The sequence below is a fragment of the Cupriavidus sp. U2 genome, assembly GCF_009663685.2.
GTDB lineage: Bacteria > Pseudomonadota > Gammaproteobacteria > Burkholderiales > Burkholderiaceae > Cupriavidus > Cupriavidus necator_C.
Window position 1 is genome coordinate 21,675 of record NZ_RCOG02000031.1, and the last position, 21,338, is coordinate 43,012.

Sequence of the window (21,338 nt, forward strand, 5' to 3'; positions counted from 1 at the left end):
TGTTGCTTTTTAGTACACGGCCGCGATGGCGTTGACCACGGCGTCGATGTTGCGGCTGTTCAGCGCCGCCACGCAGATGCGGCCGGTGCCGACGGCGTAGATGCCGTGCTCGGTGCGCAGGCGGTCCACCTGCGCCGAGGTCAGGCCCGAGTACGAGAACATGCCGCGCTGGGCCTTCACGAACGAGAAGTCGCCCGGCACACCCTTGGCCGCCAGCTTGTCCACCAGTGCGTTGCGCATCAGCTTGATGCGGTCGCGCATTTCGGCCAGTTCCTGCTCCCACATGGCGCGCAGTTCCGGGCTGTTCAGCACGGTAGCCACCACGGTGCCGCCGTGGGTCGGCGGGTTGGAGTAGTTCGTGCGGATCACGCGCTTGATCTGCGACAGCACGCGCTGGGCTTCGTCCTTGCCCGTGGTGACGATCGACAGCGCGCCCACGCGCTCGCCGTACAGCGAGAAGCTCTTCGAGAACGAACTCGACACGAAGAACGGCAGGCCCGATTCCGCAAACAGGCGCACGGCGGCGCCGTCCGGCTCGATGCCTTCGGCAAAGCCCTGGTAGGCCATGTCCAGGAACGGGATCAGGTTGCGTTCCTTGACCAGTTCCACCACCTGCTTCCACTGGGCGTCGTTCAGGTCCACGCCGGTCGGGTTGTGGCAGCACGCGTGCAGCACGACGATCGTGTTGGCCGGGTACGACTTCAGCGATTCCACCATGCCGGCGAAGTTCAGGCCGTGCGACGGGGCATCGTAGTAGGCGTAGTTGACCACCGGGAAACCGGCGGATTCGAACAGCGCGCGGTGGTTTTCCCAGCTCGGATCGCTGATGGCGACCGATGCGTCCGGGTACAGGCGCTTCAGGAAGTCGGCGCCGATCTTCAGGGCGCCCGTGCCGCCAAGTGCCTGAGCCGTCACGACGCGGCCTTCGGTAATGAGGGCCGAATCCTGGCCGAACAGCAGGGTCTGCACGGCCTGGTCGTAGGCGGCGATGCCTTCGATCGGCAGGTAGCCGCGCGGGGTGGCGCTGGTCAGGCGGGCCTTTTCGGCTTCCTGCACGGCGCGCAGCAGCGGAATTTTCCCTTCGTCGGTGAAGTACACGCCAACGCCCAGATTCACCTTGGTGGCACGGGTATCGGCATTGAATGCTTCATTCAGGCCCAGAATCGGGTCGCGCGGGGCCATCTCGACGGCAGAAAACAAACTCATTTGGGATCTCGTGGTCAGCTGTGTAAGAAAACGGAGGGCGTAGAATGCTTCGAACTGCGCTGTGGCTGCGGCGGCACCGGCGACGGGCTCCTGACTGACTTCCTGTCAATCCTGACAGAACCTGACAGTATCCCTTCGGCAAACTATGGCCAACCGGGCTTGAACCGATCCGCGCAACCCCCAGATTCTAGCGTATCCCGCCAGTTTCCCTCAGGTTTTTCCCTACGTTTATGACGAATCTCGCTGAAGTCGCCCCGCCCCTGGACGAAGACAAATTCGTCACGTTTCCGGGCTCGCCGTTCCAGCTGTACCAGCCGTATCCGCCCGCCGGCGACCAGCCCGAGGCGATCCGGCAACTGGTGGAGGGCATCGAGGACGGCCTGTCGTTCCAGACGCTGCTGGGCGTGACCGGCTCGGGCAAGACCTTCACGATGGCCAATGTGATCGCCAGGATGGGCCGGCCGGCTATCGTATTTGCGCCAAACAAGACGCTGGCGGCGCAGTTGTATTCGGAATTCCGCGAATTTTTCCCGCGCAACGCGGTGGAATACTTCGTCAGCTACTACGACTACTACCAGCCTGAGGCCTATGTGCCGCAGCGGGACCTGTTCATCGAAAAGGACTCGTCGATCAACGAGCATATCGAGCAGATGCGGCTGTCGGCCACCAAGAGCCTGCTGGAGCGGCGCGACACGATCATCGTGGCAACCGTGTCGGCGATCTACGGTATCGGCAATCCGAGCGAATACCACCGGATGATTTTGACGCTGCGTACCGGCGACAAGCTGAGCCAGCGCGACGTGATCGCGCGGCTGATCGCCATGCAGTACACGCGCAACGAGACCGATTTCCAGCGCGGCACGTTTCGCGTGCGCGGCGACACGCTCGACATCTTCCCGGCCGAGCATGCCGAGATGGCCGTGCGTGTGGAGCTGTTCGACGACGAGGTGGATTCGCTGCAGTTCTTCGACCCGCTGACGGGCCGGGTCCGTCAGAAGATTCCGCGCTTCACCGTCTACCCGTCGAGCCACTACGTGACGCCGCGCGAGACCGTGCTGCGGGCGATCGAGGACATCAAGGTTGAGCTGCGCGAGCGGCTCGACTTCTTCTACAAGGAAAACCGGCTGGTCGAGGCGCAGCGGCTGGAGCAGCGCACGCGTTTCGACCTGGAAATGCTGTCGGAGCTGGGCTTCTGCAAGGGCATCGAGAACTATTCGCGCCACCTTTCGGGCGCCAAGCCGGGCGAGCCGCCGCCGACGCTGGTGGACTACCTGCCGCCCGACGCGCTGATGTTCCTGGATGAATCGCACGTGCTGATCGGCCAGTTGAACGGCATGTACAACGGCGACCGGGCGCGCAAGACCACGCTCGTGGAGTACGGCTTCCGGTTGCCGTCGGCGCTGGACAACCGGCCGCTGAAGTTCGAGGAATACGAGCGCAAGATGCGCCAGGCGGTCTTCGTGACCGCCACCCCGGCGAACTACGAGAAGGAGCACGCCGGGCAGGTGGTGGAGCAGGTGGTGCGGCCGACCGGCCTGGTCGACCCGATCATCCACGTGCGGCCCGCCACCACGCAGGTGGACGACCTGCTCAGCGAGATCCACCTGCGGCTGCAGGCCGGCGAGCGTGTGCTGGTGACCACGCTGACCAAGCGCATGGCCGAGCAGCTGACCGAGTTCCTGTCCGAAAACGGCATCAAGGTGCGCTACCTGCATTCGGACATCGATACGGTCGAGCGCGTGGAAATCATCCGCGACCTGCGTCTGGGCACGTTCGACGTCCTGGTGGGGATCAACCTGCTGCGCGAGGGACTGGATATTCCGGAAGTGTCGCTGGTGGCCATCCTCGATGCCGACAAGGAAGGCTTCCTGCGTGCGGAGCGATCGCTGATCCAGACCATCGGGCGGGCCGCCCGTAACGTCAATGGCACCGCGATTCTCTACGGCGACCGCATGACCGATTCGATGCGGGTGGCGATCCAGGAAACCGAGCGCCGCCGCGCCAAGCAGATCGCGCACAACGAGGCCCATGGCATTACGGCGCGCGGCGTGGTCAAGCGGATCAAGGACATCATCGATGGCGTTTACGACGCCGACGAGGTCAAGGCCGAGCTGACCGCCGCGGCGGAACGCGCGAAATACGAGGATATGAGCGAAAAGCAGGTGGCCAAGGAAATCAAGCGTCTGGAGAAGCAGATGCTCGACCACGCCAAGAACCTGGAGTTCGAAAAGGCGGCGCAGGTACGCGACCAGCTCGCCAAGCTGCGTGCGCAGGTGTTCGGGGCCGGCGCCGAAGGCGACCATCTGCTGCCGCCGTCAAGCTGAGGGAAGACCTGATCGGCCCCCGATGGGCATGGTGCGCCACGGCATCCTATAGTGATTAGGCAATCCGCCCAGCGCGGGACGCCCGATCACGAACCAGGGAGTGTGCCATGGTGACACAGTTCGAATATGGTGGTTATACGGTCGTTGCCCGTGCCGTTGCGCATGCGGGCGGCGGTTTCGCCGGGGTACTGACCATTTCCGATGCGTTCGGCGAACCCGGCGGGCCCACGTTTGAAACCGAGACCGGCTCGGCCGATACGCCAGAGGCAGCCCTTGCGCTGGCGGAAGCCGAAGCCATGCGGACAATAGATGCCGGCGAGGTGAGCTGAAACCGAATCAGCCCCCAATCACACCCGAAGAAGGCCGGCACGCCAGGAGACACTGATGTCCTATAGCAGTGAATGGAAAAAGAGGGTTTTCGAAACGCACGAGATCCAGGTACTGGTGAAACCCCGGTCGCCCATCGAATGGGACTACACGGTACGCGTGTGCCGCAAGGGCACGAACATTCGCGCGGCCGACACGCTGGTGGAAACTTCGCCGACGTCAGAGCACTACAAGTCGCCCACCGACGCCGAGGCAGCCGGGTTCGCGCGCGGCAAGCTGCTGGCCGAGCGGCTGTAGCCGCTGGCGACGCTATCGCCTGGCGTAGGTTTTCGACGGTGTGCGTGACGGTAAAATCGCGTCGATGAAAAAATACGCCGTTCTGATGTGCTGCATGGGCAACATCTGCCGCTCTCCAACGGCGGAGGGCGTGCTGCGCGCCAAGCTTGAGGCCGCCGGCCTGTCCGATCGGGTTGAACTGGACTCCGCAGGTACCCATGGCTACCACGTTGGCCGGGCGCCCGACGCCCGCAGTCAGCGCGCGGCGTTGCAGCGCGGCTATGACCTCTCCGCGCTGCGGGCCCGTCAGGTGGACGTGGCCGACTTCGATCGCTTCGATCTTGTGCTGGCCATGGACCTGGAGAACATGGCCGGGCTACGCCGGCTGCTTCCCGGGGTCAGCGCCGACAAGCTGCGCCTGCTGATGAGCTTTGCCACGCGTTATCGGGTCGAGGAAGTGCCGGACCCGTACTATGGCGAAGGTGACGGCTTCGAGCGCGTGCTGGACTACATCGAGGATGCCTGCGACGGCGTGATCGACATGCTGCGGCGCCAACTGGCCTGAGCCGGACTACCGGAATTGCCTGATATGCCATGCGGGAAATCAAGCCGGCGGGCTTTGCATGGCCGTTTTCCGACGCCGCGCCGGCGGGATCGTTATGGGGCGTGGAATAGTGCGTTGCGGGATGGGGTACTTGACTGATTTAGTCGGGATATCTTAAACTCGAGCGAAATTCTCAAGTATTCCCTCTCCCCGAGCATCATGAGACTGACCACCAAAGGCCGCTTTGCGGTAACCGCCATGATCGACCTGGCCATGCGCCAGGATCAGGGTCCTGTCACGCTGGCAGGCATCAGTCAGCGCCAGAAGATCTCGCTGTCGTACCTGGAGCAGCTGTTTGGCAAGCTGCGCCGTCACGAGATCGTCGAGAGCGTGCGCGGTCCGGGCGGTGGTTACAGCCTCGCGCGCAAGGCCGAGGACGTCACGGTGGCAGACATCATCATTGCCGTGGACGAGCCGCTCGATGCCACCCAATGCGGGGGGAAGGGCAATTGTAACGGAGATGACGGAACCGGGCGCTGCATGACCCACGAGCTTTGGGCCACGCTGAACCAGAAGATGGTCGAGTACCTGGACTCCGTATCGCTGAAGAATCTCGTTGACCAGCAACGTGCCCGCCAGCCTGCGGTGCTGCACGACATGCGCGAAGACGCCGCGCAGCAGCCCGTCACCGTGTCGCGCAGCAAGGCCGAGAAGCAGGAAAAGCCGGCGCGCGCCCGCGTTGTCAACTCGGTGTTCAGCCTCGCGCAGTCCTGAGCAAGGTTGCAGCACCTGCATTAAACTATCGGTAGGCAGTACGCGATTAGCGATCCCTATAAGGCAGTCATAAGATGAGCACCACCCCACATTTCCCGATCTACATGGATTACTCGGCCACCACGCCGGTGGACCCGCGCGTGGCGGACAAGATGATTCCGTATCTGCGCGAGCAGTTCGGCAATCCTGCGTCGCGCAGCCACGCGTACGGCTGGGAAGCCGAGCGCGCCGTGGAAGAAGCGCGCGAGCAGGTGGCGGCGCTGGTGGGTGCCGATCCGCGCGAGATCGTGTGGACGTCGGGTGCGACCGAGTCGGATAACCTCGCCATCAAGGGCGCGGCCAATTTCTACTCGGGCAAGGGCCGCCACATCATCACCGTGAAGACCGAGCACAAGGCCGTGCTGGACACCACGCGCGAGCTGGAGCGCCAGGGCTTCGAGGTGACGTACCTCGACGTCAAGGACGACGGCCTGATCGACATGGATGTGTTCAAGCAGGCGATCCGCCCGGACACGATCGTGGTGTCGGTGATGCTCGTGAACAACGAGATCGGCGTGATCCAGGACGTCGAGCAGATCGGTGAGATCTGCCGCGAGAAGGGCATCATTTTCCACTGCGATGCCGCGCAGGCCACCGGCAAGGTTGCGATCGACCTGTCCACGCTCAAGTGCGACCTGATGTCGTTCTCGGCCCACAAGACCTACGGCCCGAAGGGCATCGGCGCGCTGTACGTGCGCCGCAAGCCGCGCGTGCGCATCGAGGCGCAGATGCACGGCGGCGGCCACGAGCGCGGCATGCGTTCGGGCACGCTGGCCACGCACCAGATCGTCGGCATGGGCGAGGCGTTCCGCCTGGCCCGCGAGGAAATGGCCACCGAGAACGAGCGCATCCGCATGCTGCGTGACCGACTGTGGAACGGCCTGTCGTCGATGGAAGAGGTGTATCTGAACGGTTCGATGGAACACCGGGTGCCGCACAACCTGAATGTCAGCTTCAACTTCGTCGAAGGCGAATCGCTGATCATGGCCATCAAGGACGTGGCCGTGTCGTCGGGTTCGGCCTGCACGTCGGCGTCGCTGGAGCCGTCGTACGTGCTGCGCGCGCTGGGCCGCAACGACGAGCTGGCGCATAGCTCGATCCGCTTCACGGTTGGGCGTTTTACGACCGAAGCCGAGATCGACTACACCGTCGAGCTGCTCAGGAACAAGATCGGCAAGCTGCGCGATCTGTCGCCGCTGTGGGAGATGTTCAAGGACGGCGTCGACCTGAATTCGATCCAGTGGGCCGCGCACTGATTGCGGTCCACGGCAAAACCAGAACCCCATAAAGATTCGTCAGAGGTAACCAAAATGTCTTACAGCAACCAGGTTCTCGACCACTATGAAAATCCGCGCAACGTCGGTTCGTTCGACAAGAACGACGACGCGGTGGGCACCGGCATGGTCGGCGCCCCGGCCTGCGGCGACGTGATGAAGCTGCAGATCAAGGTGAACGAGGCGGGCGTGATCGAAGACGCCAAGTTCAAGACCTACGGCTGCGGCTCGGCCATCGCGTCGTCGTCGCTGGTGACCGAATGGGTCAAGGGCAAGACCGTGGATCAGGCGCTGGAGATCAAGAACACCCAGATCGCCGAGGAACTGGCGCTGCCGCCGGTGAAGATCCACTGCTCGATCCTGGCCGAAGACGCCATCAAGGCGGCCGTCGAGGACTACAAGAAGAAGCACGGCGGCGCCGAGCAGAAGGCTGCCTGAGCGGCGCGGTCCGCTTCAGACGGGTTGGTATGGCCGCGTGCGGTGCGGTATCGCGCGCGGCGTTTCGACAGCAAGGCAAAGATGATCACGATGACCGAAAAGGCGGCGAAACACGTTTCCCGCTACCTGGAACGCCGCGGCAAGGGCCTGGGCCTGCGCGTGGGCGTGAAGACCACCGGCTGCTCGGGCCTGGCGTACAAGCTGGAGTACGTGGACGAACTGCAGCCCGAAGACCAGGTGTTCGAGACGCGCGGCATCAAGGTGATCGTCGATCCGAAGAGCCTGCCGTACATCGACGGTACCGAACTGGACTTCGCACGCGAGGGGTTGAACGAAGGCTTCAAGTTCAACAACCCGAACGTCAAGGACGAGTGCGGCTGCGGCGAGTCGTTCCGGGTCTGATCACCCGTGCCGCACCCGGATCGGCAACCGATGCGAGGGCGGCGACACGACAAGGGGCGGCATGACCGCTCCTTTTTGTTGTGAATGTTTTGGAAAGACGCGCTTTGGAAGACGATTTTTTCTCGCTGTTCGGGCTGCCTGCCCAGTATGAAGTGGACGAAGCCGCGCTGGACGCGGCCTATCGCACCGTCCAGTCGCAGGCGCACCCTGACCGCTTTGCCAATGCCGGCGATGCCGAGCGGCGCGTGGCAATGCAGTGGGCCGCGCATGCCAACGAGGCATACCGCACGCTGCGCCAGCCGCTCAAGCGGGCAATCTACCTGCTGCATCTGCGCGGCGTGGACATTCAGGCCGAAAGCAATACGGCGATGGCGCCGGCATTCCTGATGCAGCAGATGGAATGGCGCGAGGCGCTGCAGGATGCGACGCAGGCGCGCGACGTGGACCAGCTCGACAGCCTGTTGCGCGACCTGCGCCAGGAAAAGCGCGAGCGCCACGCGGCACTCGGCGCGCTGCTCGATGCCGGTGACAACGAAGCCGCCGGCGCCGCCGCGCGCCAGCTGATGTTTATCGAAAAGATCGAACATGACGCCAGCGAGGCGATCGATCGGCTCGAAGATTAGAAGATTCTCATGGCACTGCTCCAGATTTCCGAACCCGGCATGTCGCCCGCGCCTCATCAGCGCCGGCTGGCCGTTGGCATCGACCTTGGCACCACCAATTCGCTGGTGGCCGCCGTGCGCAACAGCATTCCCGAAGTCCTGCCCGACGACGATGGCCGCTCGCTGCTGCCGTCGGTGGTGCGCTACCTGCCCAACGGCAACGCGCATATCGGCTTCAAGGCCCAGGACGAGGCCGTGCGCGACCCCAAGAACACGATCGTTTCCGTGAAGCGGTTCATGGGCCGTGGCCTGCGTGACGTGGCCAATATCGAACACAGCCCGTACGACTTTGTCGATGCGCCGGGCATGGTGCAACTGAAGACCGCGGCCGGCATCAAGAGCCCGGTGGAAGTGTCGGCCGAGATCCTGGCCACGCTGCGCCAGCGTGCCGAGGATTCGCTGGGCGACGAACTGGTGGGTGCCGTGATCACGGTGCCCGCATACTTTGACGATGCGCAACGCCAGGCCACCAAGGATGCCGCGCAACTGGCGGGCCTGGAGGTGATGCGCCTGCTCAACGAGCCGACCGCTGCCGCCATTGCCTACGGCCTGGACAATGCCGCCGAAGGCATCTACGCCGTGTACGACCTGGGCGGCGGCACGTTCGATATCTCGGTGCTCAAGCTGACCAAGGGCGTGTTCGAGGTGATGTCCACCGGCGGCGATTCGGCGCTGGGCGGCGACGACTTCGACCAGCGCCTGCTGTGCTGGGTGGTCGAGCAGGCCGGCCTGCAGCCGCTGTCGGCCGAGGACACGCGCCTGCTGATGATGCGCGCCCGTGCCGCCAAGGAAGCCCTGTCCGCCAGCGACAGCACCGTGATCGACGCCGTGCTGACCACCGGCGAGATCGTGCATCTGCCGCTGGACTCGCAAACGTTCATCGCCATCACCGCCAACCTGGTGCAGAAGACGCTGGCCCCGGTGCGCAAGGCGCTGCGCGATGCCGGTGTGACGCCCGAGGATGTCAAGGGCGTGGTGCTGGTGGGCGGTGCCACGCGCATGCCGGCCATCCGCAAGGCCGTGGGCGATTATTTTGGCCAGCAGCCGCTGACCAACCTGGACCCGGACAAGGTGGTGGCGCTGGGCGCCGCCATGCAGGCCAACCTGCTGGCGGGCAACCATGCACCGGGCGAGGACTGGCTGCTGCTCGACGTGATCCCGCTGTCGCTCGGCGTGGAGACGATGGGCGGCCTGGTCGAGAAGATCATTCCTCGCAACAGCACGATTCCGGTCGCGCGTGCGCAGGAATTCACCACCTTCAAGGATGGCCAGACCGCCATGGCCATTCACGTGCTGCAGGGCGAGCGCGAACTGGCCAGCGACTGCCGGTCGCTGGCGCGTTTCGAGCTGCGCGGCATTCCGCCGATGGTGGCGGGCGCCGCGCGCATCCGTGTGACCTATCAGGTCGATGCGGACGGACTGCTGTCGGTGTCGGCACGCGAGACCAATTCGGGCGTGGAAGCGTCGGTATCGGTCAAGCCGTCGTACGGGCTGGCCGACGACGATATCGCGCGCATGCTGCAGGAGAGCTTCCGCGAGGCCGAGCACGACATGAAGAGCCGCGCGCTGGCCGAGGAACGCGTCGAGGCCGCGAGGCTGGTGGAGGCCACCGCGCGTGCGCTGGAAGTCGATGGCGACCTGTTGTCGGCCGACGAACGCGCGGCCGTGGATGCGCTGATGGCCCGCGTGACCGAGATCGCGCGCGGTGACGACCACCACGCGATCAAGGCGGCCGTCGAGCAGTTGTCGCATGGCACCGACGAATTTGCCGCCCGCCGCATGGACCGCTCGATCAAGAGCGCGCTGGCCGGAAAGAAGGTGCAGGAGCTCGGCTGAGTCACACGCAGCGCACCTGCCTAGAGAGAGAAAACAGGAATCACATGCCACAGATCATCGTTTTGCCCCACGTCGAATTGTGTCCCGAGGGCGCCGTCTTCGAGGCCGGCACCGGCACCAGCATCTGCGACGCGCTGCTGAACAACGGTATCAACATCGAGCACGCCTGCGAGAAGTCGTGCGCCTGCACCACATGCCACGTGGTGGTGCGCGAAGGTTTCAACTCGCTGGAAGATGCCGAGGAAAAAGAGGAAGACCTGCTGGACAAGGCGTGGGGCCTGGAGCCCAACTCGCGCCTGTCGTGCCAGGCCATCGTCGCGGACACGGACCTGACCGTCGAAATCCCGAAGTACACGATCAACCACGCCAAGGAAGGCCACTAAAGGCCCGCGCGAGGAGTTTTCCCATGAAATGGACAGATACCTACGATATCGCCGCCGCGCTGTACGACAAGTTTCCTGACGTCGACCCGGTAACGGTGCGCTTTACCCAATTGCGCCAGTGGGTGCTGGAACTGGACGGTTTCAGCGATCTGCCGGAACGCTCGGGCGAGAAGATCCTGGAGGCCATCCAGCAAGCGTGGATCGAGGAAGCGGAATAAGTCCGGTTGATCCAAGGCAAATGAAGCAAAAAGCACGGCTGTCACGCCGTGCTTTTTTGTTTGTGTCGGGATCGGGCTCGCCTGGGCGGCACCGAAACCGAAGGGGCATCAGCCAGTCACAAGCACGCCGCGCTCCAGATGCACGCGCTGGCCCACCTCGACTCCCGGAGGATTCTGGTACGTGAAAGTACGGCGCGAGCCATCGTCCATCTTCACGCTGACGCGGTACGACTTGTTGGTGTTCAGCTTCTTCTCGGCGTAGTTGCCGCCAAAGCCGCCCGCAGCCGCGCCGGCCACGGTGCCGAGAATCCGGCCATTGCCCGAGCCAATCTGGTTACCCAGCAGGCCGCCCACGACTGCACCGCCAACGGCGCCCAGGCCGCTGGTCGGCTTTTCGGCTTCCACTACCTGCACGCCGGTCACATGACCGGCCGTATGGCTGGGCCGGGCGGCCGGCTTTTCTTCAGCCTGGGCCTGCTGCACCGGCTGGGCCGGCGGCGGCGCCATGTTGTTCTGGGCCTGGCGAGCGTCATAGGCGGGTGGCCGCGTCGTCGATCCCGGTGCCGGCTGGCTCGTGAGCGGGGGCGGCTCGTTCACGACGGGCTGGGTGCCGGTTTGATTGCCGCTGTACGAGCCCCCGGATGCGCCGCTGTATGAACTGTACGAAGCCTCGGCCGGCGCCTGCGTGGCCTTGGTAATCGGCAGCACGCCCGTGACGGCTGCGACCACCGTCAGGCTGGCCACCACAAGTGCGACGGCAGCCGCGCCCACGAGCGGGTTCAGGCGGCGTTGCGACGGCAGGGCGGGGAGGGTTTCCGGACCAGACATTTCTTGTTCTCCAAGTCACCCCATCAGGGTGGATACCTAGAGTCTGGCGGAATTACGATTCGGTTTCCGTTTGATTTTGTAAGGATGTGTAGCCAGAAATCTGCCGGAAAATCAAAAGGTTACAGCGGAGGGAGGGGAAAGGTGCGCGGGCGTCTGTAACAGCCGGCAAATCAGGAGGTGGTGGGAGCGCCCCACGCCGCGAGCGGGCGTGGGGACCAAGACATGGTGCAGGCTGGCTGCGCCTGCCGATCAGTCTTCGCGACGCAGGTGCGGGAACAGGATCACGTCGCGGATGTTCGGGCTGTCGGTCAGCAGCATGACCAGGCGGTCGATGCCGATGCCGCAGCCGCCGGTCGGGGGCATGCCGTATTCGAGCGCGCGGATGTAGTCGGCGTCGAAGTACATGGCTTCCTCGTCGCCGGCGTCCTTCTGCTCGACCTGCTTGCGGAAGCGGTCGGCCTGGTCTTCCGGATCATTCAGTTCCGAGAAGCCGTTGGCGATCTCGCGCCCCGTGATGAACAGTTCGAACCGCTCGGTGATGCCCGGCTGCGTGTCCGAGGCGCGCGCCAGCGGCGACACTTCCACCGGGTAGTCGACGATGTAGGTCGGCTCCCACAGCTGCGACTCCGCCGTTTCCTCGAACAGCACCAGTTGCAGCGTGCCCACGCCGGCGTTCAGGAACTGCGGCGCGCTGGTGTTGATCTTGAATTTGCCCTTCAGCTCGGCACGCAGGAAGTCGGCGTCGGCCAGTTGGGCATCGGTATATTCCGGTGCGTATTTCTGGATCGCCTGGCAGATCGTCAGGCGATGGAACGGCTTGGACAGGTCCAGCTCGCGGCCCTGGTAGTTCAGCACGGCGCTGCCGCTGGCGTCGATGGCGGCCTGGCGGATCAGGTTCTCGGTGAAGTCCATCAGCCAGCGGTAGTCCGTGTAGGCCGCGTAGAACTCCATCATCGTGAACTCGGGGTTGTGGCGCGGGCTCACCCCTTCGTTACGGAAGTTGCGGTTGATCTCGAACACGCGCTCGAAGCCGCCGACGATCAGGCGCTTCAGGTACAGCTCGGGGGCGATGCGCATGAACATCTGCATGTCCAGCGCGTTGTGGTGCGTGATGAACGGCTTGGCTGCAGCGCCGCCCGGAATCGGATGCAGCATCGGCGTTTCGACTTCCATGAAGCCGGCATCGGACATATGGCGACGCAGCGACGACATCGCCTTGGTGCGGGCGCGGAACGTGTCGCGCGTTTCCGGCGAGACGATCAGGTCCACATATCGCTGGCGGTACTTCATTTCCTGGTCGGCCAGGCCGTGGAACTTGTCCGGCAGCGGGCGCAGGCTCTTCGACAGCAGGCGCAGTTCGCGCACCTGCACCGACAGCTCGCCCTTGTTGGTGCGGAACAGCTCGCCGCGCGCGCTGATGATGTCGCCCAGGTCCCAGTGCTTGAACGCCGCGTAGACGTCCTCGCCCACCTTGTCGCGCGTGATGTAGAACTGGATCTGGCCGCTGCCGTCCTGCACGGTGGCAAAGCTGGCCTTGCCCATCACGCGCTTGAGCATCATGCGGCCGGCGATCGACACTTCCACCGGGCTGGCTTCCAGCGCGGCCTGGTCGGTCTCGCCATACTGCGCGTGCAGCGCGCCGGCCTGGTGCGTCGGGCGGAAATCGTTCGGGAAGGCCACGCCTTGCTCGCGCAGGGCCTGCAGCTTCTCGCGCCGTTCGGCAATGATCTTGTTCTCGTCTACGGCAGGCGCGTCGGCGGGTGCGGCGGCAGGCGTGCGGGTCGGTTCGGTCATGGTGTCAGCTTCGGTCGTGCAGGGCACGGGGCCTTGCGCGATGGTTCAGTTCAATAGTTGCGGATGTCGTCGAGTTCGGTCTTGCCGAAGTCGGCGCGTTCCAGATAGGCGGCGATGCGTTGCGCGACATCGTCGGGCGACGCCAGCTGGTCATTCGCCTTCAGGTCGCGGAAACGCTGCACCTGGGCAAAATCGGCGCCGCGGATGGTTTCCTGCATGCCCGTGTCCACCACGCCCGGCGCCAGCGCCACCGCGCGTACCGCGCGATCGCCGGCCAGGCCGGCGTACTCGGCATTGACCGAGCGGATGAACATGTCCAGGCCCGCCTTGCCGGCGCAGTAGGCGCTCCAGCCCGGCACCGGGTTGCGCGCGGCGCCCGACGAGATGGCCAGCACCTTGCGCGGGCAGTCGAAGCGCGCGGTGGCGTCGATGAACGCGCCGGTCATCGTCATCGGCGTGACCAGGTTGGTCTGCAGATGCGGCACCAGCGAGTTTTCGTGCAGTTCGGTGATCGGGCCGATGGGTGCCACCACACCCGCGTTCAGGATCAGCGTCACGCTGGCCGGGGCGTCGTCCACCGCTTCGAGCACGCTGGACAGCCAGCCGGCCGACGGGCCGGGCTGCGACAGGTCCTGCAGATGCCACGCCACCGGCACGCCGCTGGCCGAGGCTTCGCGCTCGAGGTCGGTGTTGCGGCTGCGCGCCACGCCGATGATGCGGTTGCCCGGCTTGAGCAGCGCGCGCACGAGCGATGCGCCCAGGCCGCGCGAGGCGCCGGTGACGATGTAGAGATGGGTGGAGCGGGGCGTTCCGGTGGTCATGACGTGGACCTTGTTCGATGAAACGGCGACTTCGGGATGGAGACTCTTGGTATTTGCCGCGCCGCCATGCCGGCACGGGGCGGGCATGGCGGCACGGCAGCGGCGGCAGTCTTGCCGGTGTTACAGGCCCTGTTTCAGGCTGGCCTCGATGAACGGGTCGAGGTCGCCGTCGAGCACCTTCTGCGTGTTGGACATTTCCACGTTGGTGCGCAGGTCCTTGATGCGGCTCTGGTCCAGCACGTACGAGCGGATCTGGTGGCCCCAACCCACATCGGTCTTGCCGGCTTCGAGCTTGTCGGCCTCGGCCTGGCGCTTGCGCATTTCATGCTCGTACAGGCGCGACTTGAGCATCGACATGGCTTCGGCGCGGTTGCGGTGCTGCGAACGGTCGTTCTGGCACTGCACGACGATGCCGGTCGGGATGTGCGTGATCCGCACGGCCGAATCGGTCTTGTTGATGTGCTGGCCGCCGGCGCCCGATGCGCGATAGGTATCCACGCGCAGGTCGGCCGGGTTGACTTCCACCTCGAACGAATCGTCCACCTCGGGGTAGACGAACACCGACGAGAACGACGTGTGGCGGCCGCCCGACGAATCGAACGGCGACTTGCGCACCAGGCGGTGCACGCCGGTCTCGGTACGCAGGTAGCCGAACGCGTATTCGCCCTCGATCTTGATCGTGGCGCTCTTGATGCCGGCCACGTCGCCCTCGGACTCTTCCAGCACCTCGGCCTTGAAACCCTTGCGCTCGCAGTACTTCAGGTACTGGCGCAGCAGCATCGATGCCCAGTCGCACGCCTCGGTACCGCCGGCGCCGGCCTGGATGTCGATGAAGGCGTTGGCCTGGTCCATCTCGCCCGAGAACATGCGGCGGAATTCCATGTCGGCGACGATCGCCTCGAATCCCTGCACGTCGGCTTCGATCGATACCAGCGTCTCGTCGTCACCTTCCTCGCGCGCAAGCTCGAACAGCTCCTCCGCGCCGGCGAGGTCGGCGGTGAGCTTGCCCAGCGTCTGCACGACGGCTTCGAGCGCCTTCTTTTCCTTGCCCAGGTCCTGGGCACGCTTGGGGTTGTTCCAGACGTCCGGGTCTTCCAGAAGTCCGTTGACTTCGTCTAGGCGGTTTTCCTTGACATCGTAGTCAAAGATACCCCCGTAGATCTTCCGTTCGCGAACGGAGATCGGAGATGGCACCGGAGATGGCGTTGAGGCGTTCTGCTTCCATTGATATTCCTGGTAATTCTGCGCGTGCAAAGCGTGGAATTATAGCGGATCGGCGCCGCGAAACCGGCCGGCGTGCACGTCGGATTTGCAGCCGGGGCTGGGTCCCCGCCCCACGCCCGGCTGAACCGTTCGCATGGCGAACGGTCTATTGCGTGACTTTCCCCGCTTATCGCTGCAAGGTTCCGTTCCAACTTCGGCGACAATAGCGGCCACGATCAGGAGTTTCCCCGTACGCATGACAGGAATCCACGCAGTCCATCACGACGTGCCGCGCCCGCAGGGTGCGCGCCGACGCACACTTGGGCGCCTGGCCGCGATCTCGCTGGCCGCCATGCTTGCCGCCTGCGGCACCACGCCCAGCGAGCCAGCGCCCGAGGGCTATTACCGCGTCGAGCGCGGCGACACGCTGTATTCGATCGCACGGCGCCACAACCGCTCGGTGGCCGACCTGGCGCGCTGGAGCAACATTTCGGACTCTAGCCAGATCGAAGTGGGTCAGCTGATTCGCGTCAAGCCGCCTGCCGGCGCCGGTATCTCGGCCGCCAAGGCCACCGACAAGCCCGTCGCGACTTCCGGCCAGCGCGCCGCCGCCCCCGACACCACGCCGTCGAAGCCGCCCGCCAGCGCCATCCGCCTGCAATGGCCGGCCGATGGGCGCGTGGCCGGCAGCTTCGCGCCGCCGGCGGAAAAAGGGTTGCGTATCGAAGTGCCCGCTGGCGGCAAGGTGCGCGCCGCGGCGCCGGGCTGGGCCATCCACGTGGGTACGCTGCGCGGTTACGGCCAGCTGGTCATCATCAAGCACAACGACGACTGGCTGACCGTGTACGGCAACCTCGACCGCCCCCTGGTCAAGGAAAACGACCGGATTTCGGCCGGGCAGGAGATCGGCACCATGAGCCGCGACAACGAACTGCACTTCGAGGTGCGCGGCAACGGCAAGCCGGTGAATCCGGCCCTCTACCTGCCGCCGCGCGGATAACGGCCCGCGCTTGCCGCCGTCGGGCGGGCCGGCTGACCGCCGCCCCGGCCTACTGGGCGTGCTCCACCACCAGCTGCACGCGTGTCACGCCATTGAAGGTGTTGTTGTCGAGCCGGTAGGCCACCAGGGCGCTGGCGCCGTCCAGCGCGTCGGCGTGGTTGAACCAGATCGCGTCGAAACGCTGGCTGCCGCGCCCCAGTTGCAGCTTGAGGTGCTTGCCCTTCAGCACGGTCTGGCGCAGTACCTCGAATTCGCCCGAGAACGTGGGAGGCGGAAAGCCCTGGCCCCACACCTGGCCTTCGAGCAGGGTCACGAATTCTGGGCTGAAGCAGCCGTCGTCGATATCGCCGTCGGTCTCGATCACCCGGGCCAGCTGCTCTTCGTTGAGCCATTCGCGGCCGACGTCCTCGAAGGCCGCCACGAAGGTGTCGAAATCCTTCGCGCGCACGGTCAGGCCGGCCGCCATGGCGTGGCCGCCGAATTTCACCAGCAGGCCGGGATGGCGCTTGGACACCAGATCCAGCGCATCGCGCAGGTGAAAGCCCGGGATCGACCGGCCAGACCCCTTGATGTGCTCCTCGTCGCCCGGCGCGAACGTGATGGTCGGGCGGTGGAATTTTTCCTTGAGCCGCGACGCGACAATGCCAATCACGCCCTGGTGCCAGGTCTCGTGAAACACGCTCACCGTGTAGCGTGACGCCGGATCGAGCCCGGCCAGCGGCTGCTCCAGGATCTGCAGCGCCTCCTGCTGCATGCCGGCCTCGATATCGCGGCGCTCGCGGTTCATGCCGTCCAGTTCCTGCGCGATTTCCCAGGCGCGGTTGGCGTCGTCGGTCAGCAGGCACTCGATGCCCAGCGACATATCGGCCAGGCGGCCCGCCGCATTGAGGCGCGGCCCCAGCCCGAAGCCCAGGTCGAACGTATTGGCGCGCTGGGCTTCGCGGCCGGCGGCGCGGAACAGGGCGGCCACCCCGGCATGCATCCGGCCCATGCGCATGCGCTTCAGGCCCTGCGCCACCAGGATGCGGTTGTTGGCGTCGAGCTTCACCACGTCGGCCACGGTGCCCAGCGCCACGAGGTCGAGCAGCGTCTGCAGCGGCGGCTGGGTGTCCTTGGTATAGACCCCGCGCTGGCGCAGTTCGGCGCGCAGCGCCAGCAGCACGTAGAACATCACGCCCACGCCTGCCAGGTTCTTGCTTGGGAATTCGCAGCCGGGCTGGTTCGGATTCACGATCACGGCAGCATCGGGCAGCACGGCACCGGGCAGGTGGTGATCGGTCACCACCACGTCGATGCCGCGCGCGTTGGCGGCCGCCACGCCATCGACGCTGGCGATGCCGTTGTCGACCGTCACGATCACGTCTGGCCGCTGCTGCGCGGCCAGTTCGACGATCTCGGGCGTCAGGCCATAGCCGTACTCGAAACGGTTCGGCACGATGTAGTCCACGCGCGCGCCCAGCATGAGCAGCCCGCGCACGCCCACGGCGCAGGCCGTCGCGCCGTCGCAGTCGTAGTCGGCCACGATCAGCAGCTTGCGCTGGGCGGCGATGGCGTCGGCCAGGTAAGCGGCGGCGTGGTCGATGCCCTTCATGGCGGAAGGGGGCACGAGTCCGGGCAGTTCGGTGGCCAGTTCGGCCGGGTCCAGCACGCCGCGCGCGGACAGGATCCGCGCCAGCGTGGGGTGCAGGCCGGCGGCGGCCAGGACGCTGGCGTGGTCGTCGGAATAGGAGCGGATGGCAATCCGGGTCATGATCTTCGTTCCGGTGGCGTTCGGGCGGCTAGGCGGCCATGGCCAGGTTCGACAGCAGTGCGCGCCAGTCGCCGCGCGCACCCAGGCCGCGCCAGAACTTGCGCAGGTCGGCCCGCGTGACCGTGAATTCGGCAAAGTGGTTCTCGCCGCCCAGCACCATCGTGACGGCCTGGATCTGGCCGGCGGTCAGCGCATCGAGCACGGGCTGGAACCACTCGGCGTCCAGCGCATGCATCCGTTCGAGCCACAGGCCCCAGTCGGATGCAATATGGGCTTCGGTGGCGCTTTCCAGCAGGCACATGACGCTGCCTTCCGCGTTGGCCACCTCGGCAAAACGGGACGGCGGCGGGCCAACCCGGCTGCCGGCGGCCAGCGCCAGGCCGGCCATGAACGGGTCACCTGTCAGTACCGTGTCGGCCAGCTTGCGGGCGGTGCCCGCCTTGCCGCCGCCATGCAGCCAGACCGAATTGACCGGCAGGCGGCCCGCGGTCTCGCGGGCATCGTTTACCGGATGGCCGTGCCACGTCATCTGGATCTCATTCTGCAGCCGGCGCCATTCGCGCGCGCGCGGGCCGGCCTGCATCCAGATATCGATATTGCGGCCGGTGGCGCGCACCGGCGTGGTCGCCGTCAGTTCGCCGAAGATGCCGTCCGGCACGTACCAGCGCGCAGGCTGCGGCGCTTCCAGCCGGATGCCGGTTTCATCGAGCAGTTCGGCGATGGCGGCACGCAGCGCGTCGGCCTCGTCGGCGCGGATGTCGAGCTGGTCGGGGTGCATCAGCACCAGATGATCGCGCGCGGCATGGATATGCACCGGCTGCAGGCACGCCCAGCCCGTGTCGGCGTCAGGGCTGGCATCGGCGGGCAGGCCGGCGGCGGCGCGGTCGGCCAGGCGCATAAAGGGCGCAGTCGGCACCTGGACGGTATCCAGGCCGGCGCGGCCGGCCAGCCAGCGTTCCTGGGGCAGGGTGCGCAGGTAGGGGTCGTCGTGTGTTTCGCGGGGTCCCGGGGTGGCGCGCGTCAGCAACTTTCCGAGCGCGGGCAACTCCAACTGGCGCAGCAGCGCGCCGGGGACGACATCGTCCGTGGCGTCGTCCCCGGCGCCAGGCGGGACGGAAAAAGGCACAATCAGGGTCAGGTGCGTCATCATGGTTGCCGAGATTGTAAACTTCCGGCTGGCCGGCGCCAGTCTTCCGTCACCCCGGGGTGGCAAAATTGGCGCCGACGCGTTTCCAGAACAACAGGATTCCTCTTGAACTTTCCTTACGAGTGGCAGATCGGCTGGCGGTACACCCGCGCAAGCAAGCGCGCCAGCCGCAACACGTTCATTTCGTTCATCTCGATGATCTCGATGCTGGGCATCGCGCTGGGCGTGGCCGCCCTGATCGTCGTGCTGTCGGTCATGAACGGTTTCCAGAAGGAGGTGCGCGACCGCATGCTGTCGGTGCTGTCGCACATCGAGGTGATCGGGGCGGGGCCGCTGCAGGACTGGCAGAAGACCGCCGCCGAGGCCGAGCGCAATCAGGAAGTGATCGGCGCCGCGCCCTATGTGGCGGCGCAGGCCATGCTCACGCGCGACGACGCCGTGCGCGGCGTGCTGCTGCGCGGCGTGGATCCGAGCCAGGAACCCAAGGTATCCGACATCGGCAGCCAGTTCCGGGCCGGCAGCATGAACGCGCTGGTGCCGGGTGGCTTCGATATCGCGCTGGGCAGCGAACTGGCCAACGCCCTGGGCGTGCGCGTGGGCGACAAGGTTACGCTGGTGGCGCCGCAGGGCACCATCACCCCGGCGGGCATCCTGCCACGCCTGAAGCAGTTCACCGTGGTGGGCGTGTTCTCGTCGGGTCACTATGAATTCGACAGCGCGCTGGCGCTGGTCAACATGGAAGACGCCGAACTGCTGTTCCGCCAGAACGGGCCGACCGGCGTGCGGCTCAAGCTGCAGGACATGCAGCGCGCCCCGCAGGTGGCGGAGGCGTTGTCCACCACCATGTCCGGCGATCTGTATCTGCGTGACTGGTCGCGCCAGAACCGCAACTGGTTTGCCGCCGTGCAGACCGAAAAGCGCATGATGTTCATCATCCTGACGCTGATCATCGCCGTGGCCGCCTTCAACCTGGTGTCCACGCTGGTCATGACCGTGACCGACAAGCAGGCCGACATCGCCATCCTGCGCACGATGGGGGCCCAGCCGCGCTCGATCATGAAGATCTTCATCGTGCAGGGCGTGGCCATCGGCTTCATCGGCACGGTGCTCGGCGTGCTGGGCGGCACGCTGATCGCGACCAATATCGACGTGATCGTGCCGTTCATCGAACGCGTGCTGCACGTGCAGTTCCTGCCCAAGGACATCTATTTCATCAGCGAATTGCCTTCGGACCCCCGCGTGAACGACATCGCCACCATCGGCATCATTTCCTTCGTGCTGGCCACGCTGGCCACGCTCTACCCCAGCTGGCGCGCCGCCCGCGTGAATCCCGCGGAGGCACTGCGCTATGAGTGACACGACGCTGATTCCGGACCTGGCGGCCGTGCCTGCCGCGTCGATCCAGACCGGCGGCTCGCCGGTGCTGGTGGCCGAGGGGCTCACGAAGCGGTTCCAGCAGGGCGGGCTCGATGTGGAGGTGCTGCGCGGCGTGGACGTGCGCGTCAATGCCGGCGAGAAGGTGGCCATCGTGGGCGCGTCCGGGTCGGGTAAATCGACGCTGCTGCATGTGCTGGGTGGGTTGGACAACCCCGACGCCGGCCGCGTGGCGCTGCTGGGCAAGCCGTTCACGTCGCTGCGCGAGAAAGAACGCAACATCGTGCGCAACCGCTCGCTGGGCTTTGTCTACCAGTTTCACCACCTGCTGCCGGAGTTCACGGCACTGGATAACGTGGCGATGCCGATGCGCATCCGGGGCCAGACCGAGCGCCAGGCGCGCGAGGCGGCCCAGGCTGTGCTGGAGCGCGTGGGCCTGGGCGGCCGCTCGAAACACCGTCCCGGCGAGCTGTCGGGCGGCGAGCGCCAGCGCGTGGCCATTGCGCGGGCGCTGGTGGGGCAGCCGGCCTGCGTGCTGGCCGACGAGCCTACCGGCAACCTGGACGATCACACCGCCGGGGGCGTCTATGACCTGATGCTCGACCTGTCGCGCACGCTGGGCACGAGCTTCGTGATCGTGACGCACGACATGGACCTGGCCGGCCGTTGCGACCGCGTGTTCAGGCTGCGCGACGGGCACCTGCACCAGGAACGCTGA

At 65.6% G+C, this 21,338-nt stretch carries 22 protein-coding genes; 15 read left to right on the forward strand and 7 right to left on the reverse strand.

What is annotated here, in order from left to right:
* Nucleotides 1-9 precede the first annotated feature (9 nt).
* Nucleotides 10-1,206 carry an amino acid aminotransferase gene (locus D9X30_RS23705; protein WP_153948944.1) on the reverse strand — a complete coding sequence of 399 codons (1,197 nt, stop codon included), beginning with the start codon at nucleotides 1,204-1,206 and terminating at the stop codon, nucleotides 10-12.
* A gap of 230 nt (nucleotides 1,207-1,436) precedes the next feature.
* On the opposite strand from D9X30_RS23705, the gene uvrB reads away from it, so the two are divergent.
* From uvrB to iscX, 12 genes are all read left to right on the forward strand, one after another.
* Nucleotides 1,437-3,530 (forward strand): excinuclease ABC subunit UvrB, encoded by a 2,094-nt coding sequence (uvrB, locus tag D9X30_RS23710; RefSeq protein WP_153948943.1) that lies wholly within the window; start codon nucleotides 1,437-1,439, stop codon nucleotides 3,528-3,530.
* Nucleotides 3,531-3,637: 107 nt separating this feature from the next.
* Nucleotides 3,638-3,859: a hypothetical protein gene (locus tag D9X30_RS23715; RefSeq protein ID WP_092596350.1), complete on the forward strand. Its 222-nt coding sequence runs from the start codon at nucleotides 3,638-3,640 to the stop codon at nucleotides 3,857-3,859.
* A 55-nt stretch (nucleotides 3,860-3,914) separates the two neighbouring features.
* On the forward strand, nucleotides 3,915-4,154 hold the full coding sequence (locus tag D9X30_RS23720; protein WP_153948942.1) for a hypothetical protein: 240 nt from the start codon (nucleotides 3,915-3,917) through the stop codon (nucleotides 4,152-4,154).
* Nucleotides 4,155-4,218: 64 nt separating this feature from the next.
* The gene (locus tag D9X30_RS23725; protein ID WP_153948941.1) at nucleotides 4,219-4,698 is read left to right on the forward strand and encodes a low molecular weight protein-tyrosine-phosphatase; all 480 of its coding nucleotides are present in this window, start codon (nucleotides 4,219-4,221) and stop codon (nucleotides 4,696-4,698) included.
* Between the two features lie 198 nt (nucleotides 4,699-4,896).
* The gene (gene iscR / locus D9X30_RS23730) at nucleotides 4,897-5,451 is read left to right on the forward strand and encodes a Fe-S cluster assembly transcriptional regulator IscR (RefSeq protein WP_153948940.1); all 555 of its coding nucleotides are present in this window, start codon (nucleotides 4,897-4,899) and stop codon (nucleotides 5,449-5,451) included.
* A 74-nt stretch (nucleotides 5,452-5,525) separates the two neighbouring features.
* Complete coding sequence (locus tag D9X30_RS23735; protein WP_153948939.1) at nucleotides 5,526-6,746, forward strand: IscS subfamily cysteine desulfurase; 1,221 nt, start codon at nucleotides 5,526-5,528, stop codon at nucleotides 6,744-6,746.
* Between the two features lie 54 nt (nucleotides 6,747-6,800).
* Entirely contained in the window at nucleotides 6,801-7,202 is a 402-nt protein-coding gene (gene iscU / locus D9X30_RS23740) for a Fe-S cluster assembly scaffold IscU (RefSeq protein WP_066738828.1), read from the forward strand.
* A gap of 81 nt (nucleotides 7,203-7,283) precedes the next feature.
* Nucleotides 7,284-7,604, forward strand: coding sequence for an iron-sulfur cluster assembly protein IscA (gene iscA / locus D9X30_RS23745; RefSeq protein ID WP_066738950.1), 321 nt, complete (start codon nucleotides 7,284-7,286; stop codon nucleotides 7,602-7,604).
* Between the two features lie 104 nt (nucleotides 7,605-7,708).
* Nucleotides 7,709-8,227, forward strand: coding sequence for a Fe-S protein assembly co-chaperone HscB (gene hscB, locus D9X30_RS23750; protein WP_153948938.1), 519 nt, complete (start codon nucleotides 7,709-7,711; stop codon nucleotides 8,225-8,227).
* 9 nt (nucleotides 8,228-8,236) lie between these two features.
* Nucleotides 8,237-10,102, forward strand: coding sequence for a Fe-S protein assembly chaperone HscA (gene hscA / locus D9X30_RS23755; protein ID WP_153948937.1), 1,866 nt, complete (start codon nucleotides 8,237-8,239; stop codon nucleotides 10,100-10,102).
* Between the two features lie 44 nt (nucleotides 10,103-10,146).
* Entirely contained in the window at nucleotides 10,147-10,485 is a 339-nt protein-coding gene (gene fdx / locus D9X30_RS23760) for an ISC system 2Fe-2S type ferredoxin (protein WP_092596329.1), read from the forward strand.
* A gap of 23 nt (nucleotides 10,486-10,508) precedes the next feature.
* Nucleotides 10,509-10,703, forward strand: a complete 195-nt coding sequence (iscX, locus tag D9X30_RS23765; RefSeq protein WP_066738820.1) for a Fe-S cluster assembly protein IscX — start codon at nucleotides 10,509-10,511, stop codon at nucleotides 10,701-10,703.
* Between the two features lie 108 nt (nucleotides 10,704-10,811).
* Here the strand turns inward: iscX and D9X30_RS23770 are convergent, their stop codons facing one another.
* From D9X30_RS23770 to prfB, 4 genes are all read right to left on the reverse strand, one after another.
* Nucleotides 10,812-11,531 carry a glycine zipper 2TM domain-containing protein gene (locus D9X30_RS23770; RefSeq protein ID WP_153948936.1) on the reverse strand — a complete coding sequence of 240 codons (720 nt, stop codon included), beginning with the start codon at nucleotides 11,529-11,531 and terminating at the stop codon, nucleotides 10,812-10,814.
* Nucleotides 11,532-11,780: 249 nt separating this feature from the next.
* The gene (lysS, locus tag D9X30_RS23775; protein ID WP_153948935.1) at nucleotides 11,781-13,325 is read right to left on the reverse strand and encodes a lysine--tRNA ligase; all 1,545 of its coding nucleotides are present in this window, start codon (nucleotides 13,323-13,325) and stop codon (nucleotides 11,781-11,783) included.
* Between the two features lie 50 nt (nucleotides 13,326-13,375).
* Nucleotides 13,376-14,146 carry an SDR family oxidoreductase gene (locus D9X30_RS23780; protein WP_153948934.1) on the reverse strand — a complete coding sequence of 257 codons (771 nt, stop codon included), beginning with the start codon at nucleotides 14,144-14,146 and terminating at the stop codon, nucleotides 13,376-13,378.
* A gap of 120 nt (nucleotides 14,147-14,266) precedes the next feature.
* Nucleotides 14,267-15,371 (reverse strand): peptide chain release factor 2 gene (gene prfB / locus D9X30_RS23785; protein WP_153948933.1). Its coding sequence is split into 2 segments (ribosomal slippage): nucleotides 14,267-15,289 and nucleotides 15,291-15,371, totalling 1,104 coding nucleotides; the frame shifts between segments, so codons are not numbered across the junction.
* A 234-nt stretch (nucleotides 15,372-15,605) separates the two neighbouring features.
* On the opposite strand from prfB, the gene D9X30_RS23790 reads away from it, so the two are divergent.
* Nucleotides 15,606-16,349: a peptidoglycan DD-metalloendopeptidase family protein gene (locus D9X30_RS23790; protein ID WP_153948932.1), complete on the forward strand. Its 744-nt coding sequence runs from the start codon at nucleotides 15,606-15,608 to the stop codon at nucleotides 16,347-16,349.
* Between the two features lie 49 nt (nucleotides 16,350-16,398).
* Here D9X30_RS23790 and recJ read toward each other — a convergent pair whose 3' ends face one another.
* Together recJ and D9X30_RS23800 are read right to left on the reverse strand one after the other, a co-directional pair.
* Complete coding sequence (recJ, locus tag D9X30_RS23795; RefSeq protein WP_153948931.1) at nucleotides 16,399-18,099, reverse strand: single-stranded-DNA-specific exonuclease RecJ; 1,701 nt, start codon at nucleotides 18,097-18,099, stop codon at nucleotides 16,399-16,401.
* Nucleotides 18,100-18,127: 28 nt separating this feature from the next.
* Complete coding sequence (locus tag D9X30_RS23800; RefSeq protein WP_153948930.1) at nucleotides 18,128-19,249, reverse strand: hypothetical protein; 1,122 nt, start codon at nucleotides 19,247-19,249, stop codon at nucleotides 18,128-18,130.
* 102 nt (nucleotides 19,250-19,351) lie between these two features.
* On the opposite strand from D9X30_RS23800, the gene D9X30_RS23805 reads away from it, so the two are divergent.
* Entirely contained in the window at nucleotides 19,352-20,602 is a 1,251-nt protein-coding gene (locus D9X30_RS23805; protein WP_153948929.1) for a lipoprotein-releasing ABC transporter permease subunit, read from the forward strand.
* Nucleotides 20,595-21,338, forward strand: coding sequence for a lipoprotein-releasing ABC transporter ATP-binding protein LolD (gene lolD / locus D9X30_RS23810; protein ID WP_228770996.1), 744 nt, complete (start codon nucleotides 20,595-20,597; stop codon nucleotides 21,336-21,338). The genes D9X30_RS23805 and lolD overlap by 8 nt, the downstream gene beginning before the upstream one ends.